The sequence below is a fragment of the Micromonospora sp. NPDC048169 genome (assembly GCF_040652815.1).
In the GTDB taxonomy this organism is placed as follows: Bacteria; Actinomycetota; Actinomycetes; order Mycobacteriales; family Micromonosporaceae; genus Micromonospora.
This window is the reverse complement of record NZ_JBEZMS010000027.1, coordinates 31,241-48,822: the sequence shown is the minus strand read 5'-3', so window position 1 is coordinate 48,822 and position 17,582 is coordinate 31,241. Positions and strand designations below refer to the sequence as shown.

The window sequence follows — 17,582 nt, the reverse complement described above, 5'->3', positions numbered from 1 at the left end:
TTCCTGCCCGCCACCTGCTCCGGCGTCATTGTCGGCGGTGTCAACCCGGGCGCCTCGGTCCGCGACTCGATGGTCAACGGGATCCTCGACGGTCTGGCCAACGCAGTCCGGGAGGGGATCGAGTGGGTCGCCGTCCTGCTGACCAGCTGGACGTTGATCCCGTCGAACAACCTGTGCCCGACCACCGGCTCGGATCCAGGGCGATGGGCCTCCGACTGGATGGCCCAGTGCAACTCCGCCGGCGGCCCGGCGCAACAGCTCCGCGGATTCATGCTGCCGATGACGATCCTGGTCCTGGTCGGCGGCCTGGTCTGGCAGGGCATCACCATCGTCGTCAGCCGCCGGGGCGAGCCGCTCCTGCAGGCCGTACGGGGAGTCTGGAACACCGCGCTGTGGGGCAGCATCGGCGTCGCCGGCACCCACCTGGTCCTCAAGGCCGGGGACAGCTATTCCATGTGGCTACTCAACGAGGCGATCTTCAAGGAGTCCAACAAGCCACCCAACGAGGCGATGACCACGGCGCTCGGCGGGGTGTTGCTCCCCGGCGCGGCGGTCGCGCCGTTCGTGATGATCCTCGTCGGCATCGTCGTCATCCTCGCCGCCGTTGTGCAGACCATCCTGATGGTCTTCCGGGAAGGCTCGGTGGTCATCCTGGCTGGACTGCTGCAACTGGCCGCGGCCGGGTCCGTCACCCGGGGCACGAGCCAGTGGCTGCACAAGACCCTCGGCTGGTCGCTGGCGCTCGCGCTGTACAAGCCGGCAGCCGTGTCGGTATACGCCACCTCGTTCGTGATGATGCGCGGCAACGGGCGCGACTGGCTGATGGGCCTCGGCATGCTCGCCTTGTCGGTGATCGCCCTACCCGCGCTGATGAAGTTCTTCACGACCTTCACCGGTGGCGTCGCGTCCGCAGGCGGTGGCCTGGGCATGGCCGGCGCCGGCATGGCAGCCGGCCTGCACGCCACATCGTCGGTGCGCGGTGCGGTCGGTGGCCACAACGCCGGCGACCACGCCCGCTACCTCGACTCGTGGGGACCTGGTAGCGGTGGAGGCAGCGGTCCGAGCGGGGCGGCAACGGTCCCCTCGGCACCCGCACCCACGAGTGGCTCCGGAGGTACGAGCGGTAGCGCGCCGAAGGTCATGAACGGCACCGTCACCGGCAGCTCGACCGGGCCGGCAACGTCCGCAGCCACAGGGCTGGCCAGTAGCGGCACTACCGCTACCGCCAGTGGTAGCGCAGCTACCGGGGGGATGGCCGGAGCCGGGGCGGCGGGAGCGGCAACCGGGCCGGCGGCGCCCGTGGTCATCGGCACCGTGCTGGCCGCTCAGGCCGGGACCGCGGTAGCAAGGGCCGGCGCGAACGCCGCCAGCTCCGCGATGCAGGACGGGAGCTCGCCTTCGTGAGCACCGATCAGGCACAGGTACGCACGTACGGCGGCTGGCGGCGCGCTCGCGGCATGGGTCTGTTCGGGCTCGGGCCGATGCAGACGTTCACGGTCCTCGCGGCGATCACCGCGCTGATCGTCTCCGGCTCGCTCGGCCTGCGGGCGGTGGCCGTTACCGCCGGCCCGTGTGCGCTGCTGGTAGCGCTGCTGGTGCTGCGGTGGGACGGAGTGCCGCTGTCGGCCGGGCTCGCCCAGCGGCTGCGGTGGCTGGTCGGCAGCAGTCGCGGCTACACCTCGTACCGCTCCGGGGTAATGGTGGCCGGTGAGCATGCCTGGCAGCTGCCGGGCGTGCTCGCGCCCACCACCTTGCTGACCGTTGCCGACGAGAGCGGCGGCGGGTACGCGGTGGTCTACAACCGGCGGCTGGGAACCATGACGGTGACGCTGCGCTGCGCGGCCACCTCCACCTGGCTGGCCGACCCGGACGCCAGCGCGGCATGGGTGGCCAACTGGGGCGGATGGCTGGCGAACCTGGGCTACCTGCCGATCGTCGACCACGTCGCGGTCACCGTGGACACCGCGCCGGACCCCGGATCCCGGCTGGCCGACCACGTCAGCCGGCGGATCGTGCCGCACGGGCCGGCCTCGGCCAGGCGGGTGCTGCAACGGCTGGTGGAGGTGTCCCCGGCGGCCGCCGCCGACGTGGAGACCCGGGTGTCGGTGACGTTCAAGCCCGGCTCCTCCCCCAGCAAGCCCAAGAACCTCGACGAGGCCCTGGACGAGATCAGCCGCACCCTGCCGGGTCTGCAGGACTCCCTGGGCAGCTGCGGCCTGACCGTGCTCGACCGCGCCAGCGCCGACACCATCTCGGCCATCGTGCGTACGGCGTTCGACCCGGCCGCCCGCGGCGACATCGCGCGGCTTGCGGCGACGCCCGGGCTCGATCTGGGCCGGTGGGTGGACTGGGACAGCGCCGGACCCGTGATGGCCGAGGAGCACCTCGACCGGTACGTCCACGACTCCGGAACGTCCGTGTCGTGGGCGTGGCACGAGGCGCCACGTCAGCACGTGCACGCCGACGTCCTCGCCCGGCTACTCGCCCCCGGCCCGTACCCGAAGCGGGTGTCGCTGCTCTACCGGCCCTTCCCCGCCGGGGAGGCCGCGCGGATCGTCGAGAGCGAGGTCAACGCCGCGGCGTTCCGGGCGGCGTACCACCGGGCGCAGAAGCGCGACGAGTCCGCCCGCGACCACGCCGACCGGGAACGGGCCCTGCAGACCGCACGCGAGGAGGCGACCGGCTCCGGGGTGGGGCTGATGTCGCTGTTCGTCACCACCACCGTGGTCTCCGCCGAGGATCTGGGGCGGGCCGTAGCCGACGTCGAGTCCCGCGCCGACGTGGCCAAGATCCGGCTACGGCGGCTGCGCGCCAGCCAGGCCGTCGGCTTCGCCACCACCCTGCCCTGCGGCGTGTGCCCACCGCAGCTGGCCCGCCACTGGCCCCACTGACCTCACCACCAGGAGAAACTCGATGACGAGCACCGTTACCGCCCCTGCCTGGGGTGTACGCGCGCCCGGCGCCGGTCGGGCGAGCCACATCGCTCCCGGCATGGAGTACCAGGGCACCACCGTCCAGCTGTGCGGCCTGTTCCCCTTCGTCGCCGGATCCGGAGCACCCACCATCGGCGTGCCCATCGGACGACACATGTTGTGGGGCGAGGTCGTCTGCCTCGACCCCCTCGAATGGCTCCGCGAAGGCCTCATCACCAACCCGGGGGTGTTCGTCCTCGGCCAGCCCGGCGTCGGGAAGTCCACCGTGGTCAAACGGCTCATCACCGGCATGACCGGGTTCGGCACCAGCGCGCTGATCCTCGGCGACACCAAACCCGACTACACCCGGCTCGTCGAGCACCTCGGCGGCCAGGTCATCCGGGTCGGACGCGGCCTGGACCGGCTCAACCCGCTGGACTCCGGCCCGCTGGGCAGCGCACTCGCCCGCATGGGCACCGCCGACGCACGGCAACTGCGGCTGGAGATTCGCGGCCGGCGCATGTCCCTACTGCTGGCACTGTGCGCCCTCGTACGCGGACAGGCGCTCAACAACACCGAGGAGATCATCCTCGGCCGCGCGATCGACGTACTCGCTGATCGTCTCGACCACGACCCGACGGTGCCCGACGTGCTCGGCCTGGTCGAAGCCGGCGCCGACGAGCTGCGGGCCGCGGCCCGGGCACGCACCGACGGCGAGTACCGCCGCCGCGTCGACCAGCTGGTACCCACGTTGGCGCTGCTGTGCGAAGGCAGCTTGCGCGGGGTCTTCGACGGTCCGACCACCAGGCCGCTGGACCTGGACGCACCGGCCGTCAGCGTCGACATCTCCCAGGTCGCCGCCGCCGGCGACCAGCTCGTCGCCGCGGCGATGCTGTGCACCTGGGCGTACGGCTTCGGCATGGTCGACGCCGCCTCCGTGCTCGCAGACCAGGGCCTGGCACCACGCCGCCAGTACCTCGGTGTGATGGACGAGCTGTGGCGGGCGCTGCGGGGTGCGTCCGGACTGGTCGAGCACGCCGACGCGCTCACCCGGCTCAACCGGCAACGCGGCATGGCCAGCGTGATGGTCACCCACTCCCTCGCCGACCTCGACGCCTTACCCACACCCGAGGACCGCGCCAAGGCGCAAGGCTTCATCGAACGCTCCGCCATCAAGATCCTCGCCGGACTGCCGCCGCGTGAGCTGAACCGCGTCAACGACGTCATCAAGCTATCCGGGCCCGAGCGCGAACTGGTGGCGTCATGGGCCGCACCGGAAGCGTGGTTCGTCGGCTCCGTGCATCCCGGCCGGGGCAAATACCTGATCAAGACCGGTGAGCGCAACGGGCTGCCGGTGTCGCTGACCCTCGTCGGCGAGGAGTGGGAGCTCTACGACACCGACGCGGCGATCCGGCAGGTGCAGCCATGAGCACCCGACCGGTCGAGCCCCGCGGCACCGCCGGCGGCCCGCTCACCCCGCTCATGCTGCTCGGCCTGGCGTGGGCGGTGATCGCGCTGATGTGGCTGTCCTGGTTGGCGGGGCGGATCGCCGCTGCCGTGACCGGGCATCCCGCCGGTGGTCCCGGCTTCGGGTCCGCGTACCTGGAACACCTGCTGCATGCCGACTGGGCCGCGCTGTGGCCCGGGGTCTCGCCCACCGCGGTCAGTTTCGTCTACGCGGTGTTGCTGCTGGTGCTGGTCGGCGTGGTCACCGTTGCGGCGGTGTGGTGGCAGGGGCGCAGGCCCGACGCGGAGGATCCGCTGCCGTCGCTGGGTGGCGCCGCCGAGGTACGCGCGATGACGTTGCCGGCGGTCGCCACCAAGGCGCGCCGCCTGCGACCCTGCCTGGCCGGCGTACCAGTGAAGGAGATCTCGGCCGAGGCGGCCGGTGTCGTGCTCGGCGCCCATAGGCGCCGGCGCGGCTCGGGTCCTCGCCTCTACTCCTCCTGGGAAGACGTCGTCCTCGCGGTGATGGCACCCCGCGCCGGAAAGACAACCGCCCTGGCCGTGCAGTCCATCCTCACCGCGCCAGGGGCGGCCCTCGCCACCAGCAACAAACCCGACCTCTGGGCCACCACCGCCAGCGCCCGGGCCGAGCACGGAACGGTGTGGGTGTTCGACCCGCAGTCCATCGCCCACGTACCGCAGAGCTGGTGGTGGAACCCCCTCGCCGCAGTGGAAGACGTCGAGGACGCCCACCGGCTGGCCAACCACTTCGTCCAACAGGTACGCAACTCCCACGGCAGCGACGACTTCTGGATCCAGGGCGCGCTGGACCTGCTCACCTCCCTGATCCTCGCCGCCGCGATCGAAGGCCGCACCCTCACCTCGGTACAGGCGTGGCTGTCGGACTCCACCTCCCGCGAGCCGGCCAACATCCTGAAAAGCCACGGCTTCGGCGCCTCCGCCCGAGCCATGTCCGGCCGACAAGCAGGCGCACCCGAAACACGCGAAGGGCTCTACGAAACCGCCCGCACTGCCGCAGCCTGCCTCGCCAACCCGACCATCATGGCCTGGGTCACCCCGCCCGACCGGCCGCTGCCGGCGCTGGACGTCGAAGCGCTCGTCGAGAGCACCGACACGCTCTACCTGCTGTCCAAGGACGGCGCGGGGGCCGCGGCGCCGCTCGTTGCCGGCCTCACCGATCAGGTGCTGCGCGCTGCGGTCACCGTCGCCGAAGCGCACGGAGGCCGGCTCGACCCGCCGCTGGTCGCCTGCCTCGACGAGGCCGCGAACATCTGCAAAATCAGGGATCTGCCGGAGCTGTACAGCCACTTCGGTAGCCGCGGCATCATCCCGCTCACCATCCTGCAGTCCTACCGCCAAGGCACCCGAGTCTGGGGCGAGCACGGCATGGACGCGCTCTGGTCAGCGGCAACGGTCAAGCTGGTCGGCGCGGGAATCGACGACGCCCGGTTCGCCGAGGACCTGTCCCGACTCGTCGGCGAACACGACATCACCGTCGCCTCCCGCAGCCGCGACGGACAGGGCCGCACCTCGTACCAGACCTCGGTTCGCCGGCAGCGGATCCTCGACCCCGCGCAGATCCGGGCGCTGCCGAAGGGGTCGGCGCTGCTGTTCGCCACCGGCGTCGAGGTCGCCATGCTCAATCTGCTGCCCTGGTACGACGAGTCGAACGCCGAGCGACTCACCGCCGCTGTTGCCGCCTCCACCGCTGAGATGACCCGCCACGCCCAGCGCACCCGCGCCGCACGCCGGGACCGCATGGCGCAGCGCTCCTGGCGGGGACAGACCGACCGAAGCTAGCTTGGACATCGGAGGTTGGCTATGGGCGCACCTCGCATCAGTCCTCCGACATTCCCGGTCCGCGGCACCGGTCTCGATCCCGCGCGGCTGGTGGCGGCCGTCGAGGCCGCGGGGAGCTACTACCGCGCCCAGCTCGAACACGCCGACGGCCCTCGCGCCTATCTCACCGGACGTGGCCTCGGTGTCGTTGCGCAGCGGGAGTGGCCGTGGCGGGTCGGATACGCCCCGCCCGGCTGGAGTTCGCTGACGCGTCACCTGCGCGCTGTTGGCTTCACGACGGAGGAGCTGGTCGGCGCCGGCCTGTCGACCCGTACACGGGCGGACCCGGACCGGCTCGTCGACGTGTTCCGGGACCGGATCATGTTCCCCGTGCGCGACCTGGCCGGGCATGCCGTGGGGTTCCTCGGTCGTGCCGGGCCCGGGGCCGGCTCTGGCGTTCCGAAGTACATGAATAGTCCTGAGACGGCGATCTACGACAAGGGACGGCTGCTTTTCGGTGTTGCGGAGCAGCAGGAGCGCCTGGCGGCACGGTGGACGCCGGTCCTGGTCGAAGGGCCCGCCGACGTTCTCGCGGTGTGGCTGTCCTACTCCCGGTCTCGCCGGTCCGGAGCTGCGGCTGTCGCGCCATGCGGCACTGCGCTGACCTCCATTCAGGCCGCGAGCCTGCGGGAGCTGCCCGGTGCGGCGGAGGGGATGGTGGCGGCGTTTGACGCGGACCCGGCCGGCCGGGGTGCGGTGGATCGGGCTTGGCAGCTGCTTCGGCAGCGGCGTCCGCACGGGCCCTTGTCTGTGGCGGAGTTTCGTGCGGGCGCTGATCCGGCGGACCTACTGTGCCAGCCGAATGGTCGGGCTCAGTTGCGGGCCGCGTTGCGGAGGCGGGCGCGGCCGATGCTCGACGCGGTGGTCGACCACCGGCTCGCCCGGCTCGTTGAGCGGCATCCCCGACTGCTGGAGGACATCGACGGCAGATGCGCTGCGGTGCGCCTGCTGGTGCCGCTCTTGTTCGAAGCGGGGAGCCCGGATGAGGCGATCCGGGTGGCCCGACGCATCGTCGCGAACACCGGGGCCGCGGTCGACACCGTTACGCTTGCCGCGATCGGGCATCTGGAAGACGAACTACAACACCTCAGCCTGACCGTTTGCGATTGGACAGCAGGCAGCTGATCGAGCTGGCGGGCGATCAGCCGACGTTCCACCAAACCGCACTCCAAACCCCCTTTTCCGGAATCAGCGCATCCGCACGCGACGGCGAGGCCGCGGTCAGCGTCGTACTCACGGACCTCGAACCGCCTCGGAGTCGGGCGGGAGATCATGTTCGGCCGCTTGGCGTAGGCTCGCAAAGATCGCGACATCTAGAGTCCACGCAACATGAAGCCGCTGCGGCCAAGATTGGGTGCCTACGCGCCAGTAAAGAATGAGCACCGTTTTTGTCGTTGCGCCACCGCCAGGACCCTTTCGCCAACAAGGTTGCGAGTGTCGCATAATGTAGCACGGTTAGGACATCGCTCCTTTTTCTCGAGCCCTCAAGCAAGCTGGACAACAAGATGGCCGCGCACCTGAGGGCGTGGAAATTTTGTTGACCACCCCGGGGCATTCAGTTTTAGGAATGCGGCAACGAGTCTTTTCGCCGTGTGGTTGATCAAGTCTTTTACGGCAGCAGCCAAAGCCGAAAAAATATGCCCACCCGGGGCGACCGTGCGCTAAGAAAAAGTTCGTTAGACCGAATGCCGAAAGTAGCTCATGATCATCTGGCCGCTGAAACCGATTCCAGTCTGCGAGACCCTGATGCACTGCCCCCCTGCCATCAAACCAAAAAGCAGTAATGTAGGCACTAGAAGTATGAAGTCCCGGCCAGTCGTGCGATGTTCGATTGTTGTGCAACTTCAGAAGTGTTCGGAAGTACGGTGCATCCTCAAAACAACTACAGAGCTCGTCAATATACTGCTCGCTAAACGTTCTAAGTGGTGCCAAGAGAAGTATCCGGGTGACATCCAGGCGTTCCCGCGCTTTCTTTATTTCCCATAGGGTTTGCTTCCCTTCTGCAATGTTGACCACTACAATCACTGCCCGGGTTATCAGGCTTGTAACCTCGGCCCGCCACAACCTGTCCGGTACGTAAATGCGCTTTGCACCGGCGGCGGGCAGCCTATCCGACGGCGACCCCATCGCCACGACATCACCGAACGCCCTGCCGAGCAAAAAGCATAGAATCTCCTCCTCGGTATACCTGCGCAACGCGCGCCAGTGGTCGTACAAAGAGGCGTTGATAATCCTTGCGCCAATCCGATCATTTCGAAAAGGCCGGAGATACAATACGAAGCCATCAAGACCCGCAGTCGAGGAAGGCTCCGGCACCTCAGCCGCCAGGCGGCGACTCAATGTATGCAGCTTGCCGGATATTATTGGTAATGAGAAGCCGCAGAAGAACAAAATGGCCATAATTGCCGTCATGGATACCTTCTCCAGCTCGGCACCCTCTAGTCTCTTGCTGAACACAGATGCAGAGACGACGATTGCCGGAATTGACAGCAAGCTGGCGCAACGAAGGATAGCGGCAATGCTGCGACGGACCCTTTGGCGTTGGAGCAGCGCTGCGCGTACGCAGCCCGTGCGCCTGCGGGAACTCGCCTCAAGGAGAACATCAAGTCGATGAATCCTGACAGCAATAAATATTTGAAACCTAAATGACAGCAGCAAAGGAAGTGTCAAGGCAGCTAGAAATGCGGCGGCACGGATCGGCGTCGCCTCAGCTTGGGTTAACGCCACAGCCGGAATAGCAAAAAACCCGACCACTGACACCGAGTGCGGAAACATGCAAAGAGTCAAGATTACGCGCGTAAAGGCGATTAGCAACCGGTTAGTTCCGGTCAACGCACTCCCTCCGGATCTAGAGTTCGACCTCAAGGTATCGGTCGAGAGATTTGCGAATGAGCGAGCATGGGGACGGATTCGCCACCTGCCTGCAGCCACAACCACCTGCAGTCACAAACTTAATCTTCCCGCCGCCTCCTGGAAGTCGCCATGCTGACACTTCTCACGGCAGACTGCTAGATCAGCCCGCCCGGACTCACCACGTCGCCTGGGTCGAGGTTGCATCGAACCCTGACCTTGGTGCTCATCCGGATCGTCTCGATGGCCGACATGTTCGGTATCGTCGGTGTGGCGCTGGCTGGCTTCCGGGCCGACGGGGTGCCGCACCAGCTGGTCAGCCTGCGAGAGGCTGGCCTTGCTGGCGTCCGTGCGGGAAGATTGAGCTATGACTGCTGCCGTCATTGCTGCCAGCGCGAGCGTACTGGTGGCCGTACTTGTATTCACGCTCAACCAAATAGGACAATTCCGACAAGAGCGTAGGCAAGCCAAATTGTCACGAATCAACAGTCAACTTCGAGATCTTTACGGCCCTCTGAACGCGCTGGTCGATGTGAATGAACGAATCTGGACTGCAATGCGATCGGAAGGGCTGCTACCAGCACAGAGCGAAAGGACTCCCGAAGGGGGGACAGATGTCTGGCGACGATGGAGAGACCATGCTCTTCAACCAGCAAATCGGCGGATGCGCGACTTGATTATCGAACACGCCGACCTTCTAATTGGGGTCGAAGTTCCGCAAGTTTTTCGAGATTTCTGCGCGCACGTCGCCGCTCAAGAAATCGTGATAGAAGGCGAAGACGGACATGTCAAGGAGGCCGCGTTGATTAGGCATCCAGGGGCAAATTTCGTTGCACATGTTCACGAGGCGTTCGCCGCACTAAAGAAAGAGCAAGCAGCTCTCCTGCACGTGACCACCAATTAGCTGTCTGCCCAGGCGACCTCCGCTGCCGCGGGAGCTTCGTCGCCCCAAGATTGGCTGGCCGGAGCCACCGCTTCGGACGCCGAGCGTGCTCATTGCGAATCCGCTCATGCCGCCGACGCGCGTCGCGGAGTGCTGTGTCGGCCGCAGCCGGTGAATCACGGTTTCGTCGATCACTTCGGCTTGGCCGCGGTCTAGGGGTGACGACTGCAACGCCCAGGGCAGCGTCAGTCCCACCACCTCCACCAATCCTCGGGTGCGGGCTGAGCCGGCACCCCAGGCGACGAGCGGTGCTGGTGCTTCCCGAGTTCGCCGCCTGGGGTGCAGTTGCGGAACGGGCCGTCGTCACCGTAGAGGATGGGCAGTTGGTGGTCGAGCTCTCGCAGCCAAGGCAGCATGCCGGTCATCTGCAGGCGGGCCTGTTCCCAGCCGTACCAGAGAGCCGTCAGCCGGGTCACTGCTTCGTCGTGGCGCCACCACTGCTCGCACCAGTGCCAGCGAGTCATGCCGACCTCGCCGACCGGACGCGGAAAGGTCGGCAGCAGGTACGTGGTCACCCAAGCCTCGACGGTCGAGTACAGCGGCAGCTGATCATCCCCGTCGCCAGCGTGGGCGCGCTCGGTCTGAGTCTGCTGCAGGTTGGCGACCTGTGCCGCTAGCCTCGCGACCTCAGCGGCCAGTTCGTCGAGCTGAATAGCCGCGTCCGTGCGGATCGGCATCATCGTGTCCTGCCGCGCATCGGCACCGCGGTGACCGCTGCCGCGGGCTGCTTCCTGGCGACCGCCAGGTTGACCTGGGCCACGCGAAGGTTCGGGAAGGCCTGCGCCCAGGCCGGTATCGCAAGCGTGTCAACATGATGGAACGCAGCTGAGGTGACGACGGAGTGATCAGCAGCGTCGTCGTGGAGCACGATCGCCGACTGCTGGACTACATGCTCGCCTGCCGGAGTGCGGGGGTCATCAACTGTCCCGCCGTCGCGGACCCCCTCACCACGCTCGATAGCCGCTCGGCTCTGCAGGTCGCGACCCAGGGCATCCTCCACGTGGCTGCGGGCCAGGCGGATCGCCTCAACCGGCCGCCCGGTAGCCTCGCGGGCTCTAACGGCCTGACTCATCTCCGCTGCAAGGTCACGAAGGAGTTGTACGGGTTCGCCTGCGGGGAGTTTGCCCGTGGCACGCCATTGGCGTTGTAGCTCGTCGAGGGCTTCGGGCCGTACGTGCTCAGCCAGTCTGATCGCCTCCTGCCGGACAGCAGCGTCGAAGTCGTCGACGACCCCACGACCGCCCGGCGGCAGCGCGACCGGCCCGTCAGGCGTGATCCCCGGCCGGTCGGGGGTGCCGCCGTGAGCGCGGGCCCCACCGTGGCGATGACCGGTACGGGCATCGCTCTCCCACACCTCCCGGGCGGCGGCGCGCATGGCTTCGGGGATCGGGGTTCCGGCCTGCCTGTGGCGTTCGTAGGCGTCCATCAGGTCGGGGCGGAACTGGCGCAGTCGTTGCTCGGCGAATTCCGTAAAGCGGCGGGCGACCGGGTCGCTGCCGGAGTGGAGCGTCGCGGTACGCCAGACGGCGGCGGCCTCGGCGAAGGTGGCCTTGTTGACCAGCCAGCCACCGTCAAGCGATCCCGCCATCCGTTCGCGGTCCACGCGTACCTTGGCGGCCAGTCGGTCGGCTTCGCGGCGGGCTGCCGCGGCGGCCTGGTCGCGGTGGGCTTGGCGTTCGCGGTCGGCGGCCTTGTTCTGGATGCCGACGGCGGCCCAGCGGGCGCCGGCCTCGCCGACGGTTGCCATCGTGGCCAGCCCTTGCAGGAACTGTTGGCGGGTCTCGGCCATCGGGTCCTCGTGTTGCTGCGGGTGCGGCACGTGCACCTCCCTTGCCTGCTCAGCGGCCGCGCGTCACGCGTCGGCCGCCTCCCACTGTCGGTTCGGAGGTGGGCGTGGCAGTGAGCGGCAGCGCTACCGCCGGTTGCCGGCCACCCGCTACCAGCCGCAGCGCATCGGCCGCGGCTCGCGCCGCCTCGGCCTGGTGCAGGCGCTGCTGTGCCGTGCGTAGCTGCTCGAGGGTGTCAGCGAGGCGGGCCAGGTCCATCACCAGCGCGAGCGCGGCGATGGCGTCGTCGTCGCCGGTTATGCGGCCCATCAGCGCTACCAGCCGCGACATGGCGCGCATCTCCTGGCTGCGGCCGGTGGGCCGACGGGCCCGCCCGTACAGGTCGCGGGCCGCCCGGTCGAAGACCTCGGCGGCTCGGTGCAGCGGCCCGCGCCGGTCACCCTCCATCGCGTACGCCAAGCTGGTGAGCACATCTGCCGCGGCGACCGCGGTGGCCTGCGCCCGGCCCGGTTCGGTACGGGCGGCGCGGCGGATGTCGTCGGCGGCTGCGGTGGCGACCTTGGCGGCCTGGCGCATCGCCTCGACACGTTCGCTGCGGCCGACCGTTGGTGCCGTCTGCTGCGGCGTCGGGGTGCCCCAGCGCAGCCGCAGCTTGGGCAGGGTCATGTCGGGCGCCAGCTGGCCTCCGCCGAAGTAGACCGGTTGTCCGCCGGCGGTCCGGGCGCCGGGTAGCGCCACCGCGTACCCGGTGATCTGCTGGGCGTCGGTGCTGCTGTGTCGGAGTCGGACCAGCACTCCTGCTTCGCGGAGCCGGGTGAAGAATTCCTCCTCGGAGCCGGCTGCGGCCACGGCTCTGCGTACGCGCCGGCGCAGCTCGTCGCGGGGCGTCTGGGCGCGGCCGGTGCGGCGGGCCTTGCTGACCTCGACCGGGTGGGGACGGCGGTGGGCGGTCCGGTCCGCCGGCGGGACCTGGCGGTGCAGGTTGTAGCGGCGAGCGACGTTGTAGGTGGCCTTGACGCAGCGCGGGTAGTCGTTGCGCATCCAGTTGGTCCGCCCGTCCTCGCGCACCAGCGTGGCGACGATATGTACGTGGTCATCGGCGTGCCGCATGGCGATCCACCGCAGGCCCGGATCAGTCGCGGTAGTGGCGATCCCGACTTCGGTGAGCATCTGCACCGCCATGCCTGCCCACGTCGAGTCACTGATGGTGCGGTGCCGGTCCTCGGGCGCCAGCCGCATGCTGGCGTGCCACACGAACTTGTTCGGCGGCCGGTAGCCCGCCCGGACCGGCTGCTCGAGCAACGCCGTCAGCGCCCGGAAATCCCGCCTGCCGCCGGCAGTGGCCTTGGGCTCCAGGTCCGTCAGCGGACCCGCGCCGTCCCAGGCGGCCACCAGGTGGGGATTGGTGTGCTCCTCCGCCTTGCCCGGGCCCCACAGGTAGCGCAGCAGTCCGCCGACCCGCGAGCCGCGTCGGTGCACGCGGGTGATCACCGCAGTCTCCGGTGGATCATGGAGATCATCTCGTCGAGCCGAGCCACCGCTGCGGCACAAAGGCGGACGGCGTCGGTTGTCCAGTCCGGTAGCTGGCCGGTGGCGTGGAAGGCCGCGGCGGCCTGGTTGACGTTGTTGCCAAACATCGCCACGGCGCGGCGGGCAGCGAACAGCTCATGCTGCAGGCCTCGCAGGTCACCGATCGCGTCGCTGGGAGCTTGGCCGGCGGTCGTGGCGGCGACGGCCGCCTTGGCCGCGTATCCCGTGGGGGTCAGGTCTGCGGCTGCGGCTGCCGCGTCGATCGCAGCCTTTTCCTCGTCCGATAGTCGGAGCAGCATCGCGTGCGGGCGGGCCGGCCGCTGGTGGGCACGGTGCCGGGCCTTCCGGGGTGGGGCGGGCTGATCGTTTTCCATCACCCGCCACTGTGCGCCCCGGGCGCTGCCGGCAAGTGAGCGTCCGGGGCTACCAGCGCCGCTGGGCTGTCGGCGTACGAGGTCTCGGCCACGTATGCCTGAGTGGGGTCCGTCCGCGTACCCACCGACTGCCCTCGGTATAGGCCAGCTCGGGCGCGGTCTGCCGCGCTGGTCTGGGACGGCCAAGCTTGCGCCTGCCGACCTGCTGGCGTCGTTGCGGTCGCCGGCGGGCGCTGCGGTAGTCATTCGAGAGCAAGCCGACCCGCACCGCAGCCGCGCAGCGGCGAGGAGCGGAAGCGGCGCGGTAGCAGGTGTAGTCCTGCGATTCCACCCCACCGCCGTTCGTCAAGCTACGCCTGGGCGTGGGCCGGAGACTGGTCCCGATCGTCCGCACCTACCTGGCCGCACTCAACCGAACGTCTGCACGGGGCCGGCGCGGGGTGTGCGGGCCTGCCTCCATTGCCGATCTGCGACCGCGCACGGTCGCAGATCGATAAGCAATGGCCATATCTTGCTCCGACAGCAGAGCAAGGGCGACGCCGCCGCACTAGTCATCTCAACGGCCGAGCGGTGCCGGCCGGAGCCGTTATGCGGCTCGCGGCTCACTCGCGGGCGTTCGCTTGTCGGGATCGGCCTGAGGTCTCACCTTCATCGAGCTGGACTCACAGGCGTACCAGGGCCTACTGGGCTTCGCTGGGTCGGCACTCGATGGCGTCGGCTAGCGCGCGGAGGCGCCTCGCTCCCGCTAGAGCATCGCCGAGAACGTACGTCGCGAATCTTGGGTCGTCGGCTGGATCGACCAGCCGCAGGGCACCAGCGTGCAAGCCTGACATGACGTCAATCGCATTGACGATCTCTTCTACACTCGGACGGAGTTCCGTTCTTCGCCCGTCCCGAGAAATATCTCGGGCAGAAATCGCCTCGCCCGCCTCTCTCTCCTCCTCAGCGAGCTTGGCAAGCAGGAACGACACGATTTGCAACTCCCGCCGGCGGTCCGCGATCAAATCGTCGAGATCCGAAAGTCCGTTCGGAACGAGGAACAACTGGCCTATTTCGTACGGCCGAAGCCCCAAGGCGATCGAGGCCTCCGCGAGCGTTCCCAACCGGTCGGCGTCTAGCAGCACCCACTTCTTCTGCGACGCCATGTTCTTAATGGTGTCACCGCTGAAGCCGGGACCAACGATTGCGATGAAACTGGCATGCTGGCGCCCTTTGTGCGTTTCGATCGCTACATCGCTCACGTCGGTGTGGGTAACATGGCCGGACGATCGCGCCTTCGCTTCGATGATCGCCGTCGCTTGTGAACCGTCGCCGTTACGCCATCGGACAAGGATGTCCGTGTCGCCAGATCTGCCGATCGCGCGAGCCTCGAACCCCATAGCGAGAAAAGAGTCACAGATGGCTTTCTCAAAAGCCCGGCCGGCACCTTCGCCTCCGGCCAGAGGGTCCCTGGAGAGGCGGGCTAGGTCCTGCTTCACCTGAAGCGGCTGAGTTCCATCCGGCACCCGTCGAGTGTCCTGCGTCTGAGCTGAACGCCCATGCGGAGTGCTCGGCACGTCGGCTAAAGGCAACTCAGCCGCCAGCGCGGCCCCTCGCGGCGTGGCCCGGAGACTCCCGTAGCGCGGCTCCTCGATTAGTCCGGTGTTGAGCAGGAAGCTAGCAATCCAGCGGCACTTATCAATGTTCAACCCGAATTGGGCAGCTTCAGAGTACATCTCATTTCGAGTGACGTCATTTTCCACCGCACGGATCATCTCACCGACGAATCGCATGTGGGCGTGCAAGATTCGTAAGAAGTTTACGTCCTCACCCGACTCGACCCATGCTCTCGCCGCTGGCGTGGCCTCAAAAACCCCGCGACCCACCTCGATGAGAAGACCTGACGCCCGCAAGAACGGCAGCATCGACTCCACGCTGCTGCGCCTCAGGTCGAACGTCTCGCTAATGAACGAAAAGAGCTCTCTTCGTTCGATCCGCCCCAGGGTCGCGTTCATGATGGTTCTGAGATTTTCGACCTTATTGGGATTCGACGGCGGACTCGGCACCCAAATGTTGTAGGTGTTGCGCGACTCATGCGTGCGCGCCGACGTCGAGAATTCCTCCAGAAGAGCAGCAATCTCGGCCGGAGCCTCAGGAAGCTCGGCCACGCTAACAGCTGCTGCACGGAAAGCCTCCGGCCCTACCAGCACACGACCTACGAGCACAGTCCGCCCAGCTGGCGTGATGCCCCACCGCCGGTTGCCGACTGCCTCGATCAGGCCGAGAACCTCCTGCCAGTCCATCCGGATACGAGTGTTCCCCTTGCTTTTCCAAGACTGCTTATATCGCGCTCGAATACGCTCATCAACCTCGTCGACGGTTAGCGGCTCCACGGCGATCAGCGATAGTACCTCCGCGAACAGCCTGATGCGGTCGGCCAGGATCGTCGCCAGACGTGCAGGCGTCGGATCGGACTGAAGCTGCAAGCCGGTCGCGGTTAGGTGAAGCTCGTCCGCGGCGTTTCCGACGAGCTGGAGGCCGCGAAGGAAGCCGTAGTAGGCCCGCCATGTCGCGGGCTCCATCCTGGGAGCTGCGCCGCCTTGACGTCGTTCGACGCTCTCGATGTCAAACGACAACTCCGGCTTCATGTCAAGGCCGACCGCGCGACCTTCGCCAACCTGCTTAACGAGCTCAAGGACCAGCCGAAGCCACACGGCCTTACCGCCGAGCAGCCCTGGGATCGCGCTGGCCTGCTTGCGCCAGAGCGCCCTCTGTTCGGCAAGATCTTGGGGACGGCCGAAGGTGTCACTCTGCGCCATGGTCGCCATAGTAAAAGTTTTTAAAAAAGTAATCAATATCATTGCGGAGTTCTCTGGCTCATTCACGATTGCACGAGCACGCATCCACGACGGTCGCGTTGCACCCGGGCTATCAGGGCGCCCGGGAGGCATCAGACCCCCTGTTCCTCGGCCAACCGTTCTCCTGCTGGTCGCGTCTCTAGCCGCGCGATCGCCTCATCGCTGCCGGGCCACGTCGCGGGGATCAGCGTCGACCACCCCGACTTCATGTCGAAGATGCGCCGAATCTCCGACCTCTACGGCCATCCATCCGCCGATGGGCGGGTCCTGCGTGTGGACAAGTTCGAGCCGCTGAACCTGCGACCCCGCCGGGACTGGCGACATCAGGGACGCCAGGTCCGGCTGCGGGCCAACGACACAACGCGACCGGGGCCTGCGACACATGATCGCCGCACTGGACCTGGCCAGGAAAACGGCGCTACCACATCCGGGACAGCAAACGCTGGCGCGAGTCTCACAGCTTCCTCAAGACCCCGCACTGCCGCTGCCCGACCAACGACTCTGCCTGATCCTGAGCAACTTCTCCCCGCGCAAACACCCGAGGGCGCCTGGCACACCGAACTTCCGCCCCGCAGATCTGCGATCCCGCTGGTTGCGGTGCCGTCAGCGCCTTCAGCGGTAGCCGGTGCCGGATGAACGAGGCGCTACCGACGCTCCGACTTGGGCAGCCGAAGGAGAGGTAGCGCCACAAGCAACGCCCGAACCGGATGGTCGTGTCGAGGCATGTCAGACCATGCCTCTCCAGCCGGACGCCCAGGCGTCCGCTCCCCTCGACCTAAGGAGCAGGGTGATGACCGTCAGCACTCTCAACCGGGACGAGCTACTCCAACTACCGGCGATGGTCGATCTCGCGACCGCCGCTCGCGCTCTCGGCGTGGGCCGCACGAAGGCTTATGAACTGGCGAAGAGCGGCGCCTTCCCCTGCCCGGTGCTTCGGATCGGAACCACCTACCGCGTACGTACGGCGGACCTGCCTAGGCTCGTTGGCATCGAACGGCAGCAGTCCGGCCGCGAGGATCCTCTAGTGCGAACGGACACCTGAG

At 67.6% G+C, this 17,582-nt stretch carries 13 protein-coding genes; 7 read left to right on the top strand and 6 right to left on the bottom strand.

Translation table 11 applies throughout. The features are described from left to right. Positions 1-69 precede the first annotated feature (69 nt). From AB0D28_RS21735 to AB0D28_RS21715, 5 genes are read left to right on the top strand one after another with little or no spacing between them, the layout of a single operon-like run. Positions 70-1,404 (top strand): hypothetical protein, encoded by a 1,335-nt coding sequence (locus AB0D28_RS21735; RefSeq protein ID WP_357388351.1) that lies wholly within the window; start codon positions 70-72, stop codon positions 1,402-1,404. Then, on the top strand, positions 1,401-2,891 hold the full coding sequence (locus tag AB0D28_RS21730) for an SCO6880 family protein (RefSeq protein WP_357388349.1): 1,491 nt from the start codon (positions 1,401-1,403) through the stop codon (positions 2,889-2,891). Before AB0D28_RS21735 ends, AB0D28_RS21730 begins: the two co-directional genes overlap by 4 nt. Positions 2,892-2,913: 22 nt before the next feature. Further along, positions 2,914-4,341, top strand: coding sequence for a hypothetical protein (locus AB0D28_RS21725; RefSeq protein WP_357388347.1), 1,428 nt, complete (start codon positions 2,914-2,916; stop codon positions 4,339-4,341). Then, positions 4,338-6,179: a TraM recognition domain-containing protein gene (locus AB0D28_RS21720; RefSeq protein ID WP_357388345.1), complete on the top strand. Its 1,842-nt coding sequence runs from the start codon at positions 4,338-4,340 to the stop codon at positions 6,177-6,179. Before AB0D28_RS21725 ends, AB0D28_RS21720 begins: the two co-directional genes overlap by 4 nt. Before the next feature lie 21 nt (positions 6,180-6,200). Continuing rightward, entirely contained in the window at positions 6,201-7,343 is a 1,143-nt protein-coding gene (locus AB0D28_RS21715) for a toprim domain-containing protein (protein WP_357388343.1), read from the top strand. 330 nt (positions 7,344-7,673) lie between these two features. Here the strand turns inward: AB0D28_RS21715 and AB0D28_RS21710 are convergent, their stop codons facing one another. After that, complete coding sequence (locus AB0D28_RS21710) at positions 7,674-8,993, bottom strand: hypothetical protein (protein WP_357388341.1); 1,320 nt, start codon at positions 8,991-8,993, stop codon at positions 7,674-7,676. Positions 8,994-9,435: 442 nt separating this feature from the next. Here AB0D28_RS21710 and AB0D28_RS21705 point away from each other — a divergent pair, with 442 nt between their 5' ends. Further along, the gene (locus AB0D28_RS21705; protein ID WP_357388339.1) at positions 9,436-9,972 is read left to right on the top strand and encodes a hypothetical protein; all 537 of its coding nucleotides are present in this window, start codon (positions 9,436-9,438) and stop codon (positions 9,970-9,972) included. Positions 9,973-10,196: 224 nt separating this feature from the next. On the opposite strand, the gene AB0D28_RS21700 is transcribed toward AB0D28_RS21705, so the two are convergent. The 5 genes from AB0D28_RS21700 to AB0D28_RS21680 form a co-directional block, all read right to left on the bottom strand. Beyond that, positions 10,197-10,688, bottom strand: a complete 492-nt coding sequence (locus tag AB0D28_RS21700) for a DUF4913 domain-containing protein (RefSeq protein WP_357388337.1) — start codon at positions 10,686-10,688, stop codon at positions 10,197-10,199. Continuing rightward, a complete protein-coding gene (locus tag AB0D28_RS21695) occupies positions 10,688-11,830 on the bottom strand; it encodes a hypothetical protein (RefSeq protein ID WP_357388336.1) in 1,143 nt (380 codons plus the stop codon). The genes AB0D28_RS21700 and AB0D28_RS21695 overlap by 1 nt, the downstream gene beginning before the upstream one ends. Before the next feature lie 19 nt (positions 11,831-11,849). Then, complete coding sequence (locus AB0D28_RS21690) at positions 11,850-13,289, bottom strand: relaxase (RefSeq protein ID WP_357388334.1); 1,440 nt, start codon at positions 13,287-13,289, stop codon at positions 11,850-11,852. Next, positions 13,286-13,702, bottom strand: a complete 417-nt coding sequence (locus tag AB0D28_RS21685) for a hypothetical protein (protein WP_357388332.1) — start codon at positions 13,700-13,702, stop codon at positions 13,286-13,288. The genes AB0D28_RS21690 and AB0D28_RS21685 overlap by 4 nt, the downstream gene beginning before the upstream one ends. 680 nt (positions 13,703-14,382) lie before the next feature. Beyond that, positions 14,383-16,500, bottom strand: coding sequence for a restriction endonuclease (locus tag AB0D28_RS21680; RefSeq protein WP_357388330.1), 2,118 nt, complete (start codon positions 16,498-16,500; stop codon positions 14,383-14,385). 829 nt (positions 16,501-17,329) lie between these two features. Between AB0D28_RS21680 and AB0D28_RS21675 the strand changes: the two genes are divergently transcribed. Next, complete coding sequence (locus tag AB0D28_RS21675; protein WP_357388328.1) at positions 17,330-17,581, top strand: helix-turn-helix domain-containing protein; 252 nt, start codon at positions 17,330-17,332, stop codon at positions 17,579-17,581. Position 17,582 lies beyond the last annotated feature (1 nt).

Excerpts from the sequence above, each read along its gene's own strand:
- AB0D28_RS21705 (WP_357388339.1), top strand. The coding sequence starts at position 9,436 with ATGACTGCTGCCGTCATTGCTGCCAGCGCGAGCGTACTGGTGGCCGTA.
- AB0D28_RS21715 (WP_357388343.1), top strand. The coding sequence starts at position 6,201 with ATGGGCGCACCTCGCATCAGTCCTCCGACATTCCCGGTCCGCGGCACC.
- AB0D28_RS21735 (WP_357388351.1), top strand. The coding sequence starts at position 70 with ATGGTCAACGGGATCCTCGACGGTCTGGCCAACGCAGTCCGGGAGGGG.
- AB0D28_RS21675 (WP_357388328.1), top strand. The coding sequence starts at position 17,330 with ATGACCGTCAGCACTCTCAACCGGGACGAGCTACTCCAACTACCGGCG.
- AB0D28_RS21685 (WP_357388332.1), bottom strand. The coding sequence starts at position 13,702 with ATGGAAAACGATCAGCCCGCCCCACCCCGGAAGGCCCGGCACCGTGCC.
- AB0D28_RS21680 (WP_357388330.1), bottom strand. The coding sequence starts at position 16,500 with ATGGCGCAGAGTGACACCTTCGGCCGTCCCCAAGATCTTGCCGAACAG.
- AB0D28_RS21710 (WP_357388341.1), bottom strand. The coding sequence starts at position 8,993 with ATGTTTCCGCACTCGGTGTCAGTGGTCGGGTTTTTTGCTATTCCGGCT.
- AB0D28_RS21720 (WP_357388345.1), top strand. The coding sequence starts at position 4,338 with ATGAGCACCCGACCGGTCGAGCCCCGCGGCACCGCCGGCGGCCCGCTC.
- AB0D28_RS21725 (WP_357388347.1), top strand. The coding sequence starts at position 2,914 with ATGACGAGCACCGTTACCGCCCCTGCCTGGGGTGTACGCGCGCCCGGC.
- AB0D28_RS21700 (WP_357388337.1), bottom strand. The coding sequence starts at position 10,688 with ATGCCGATCCGCACGGACGCGGCTATTCAGCTCGACGAACTGGCCGCT.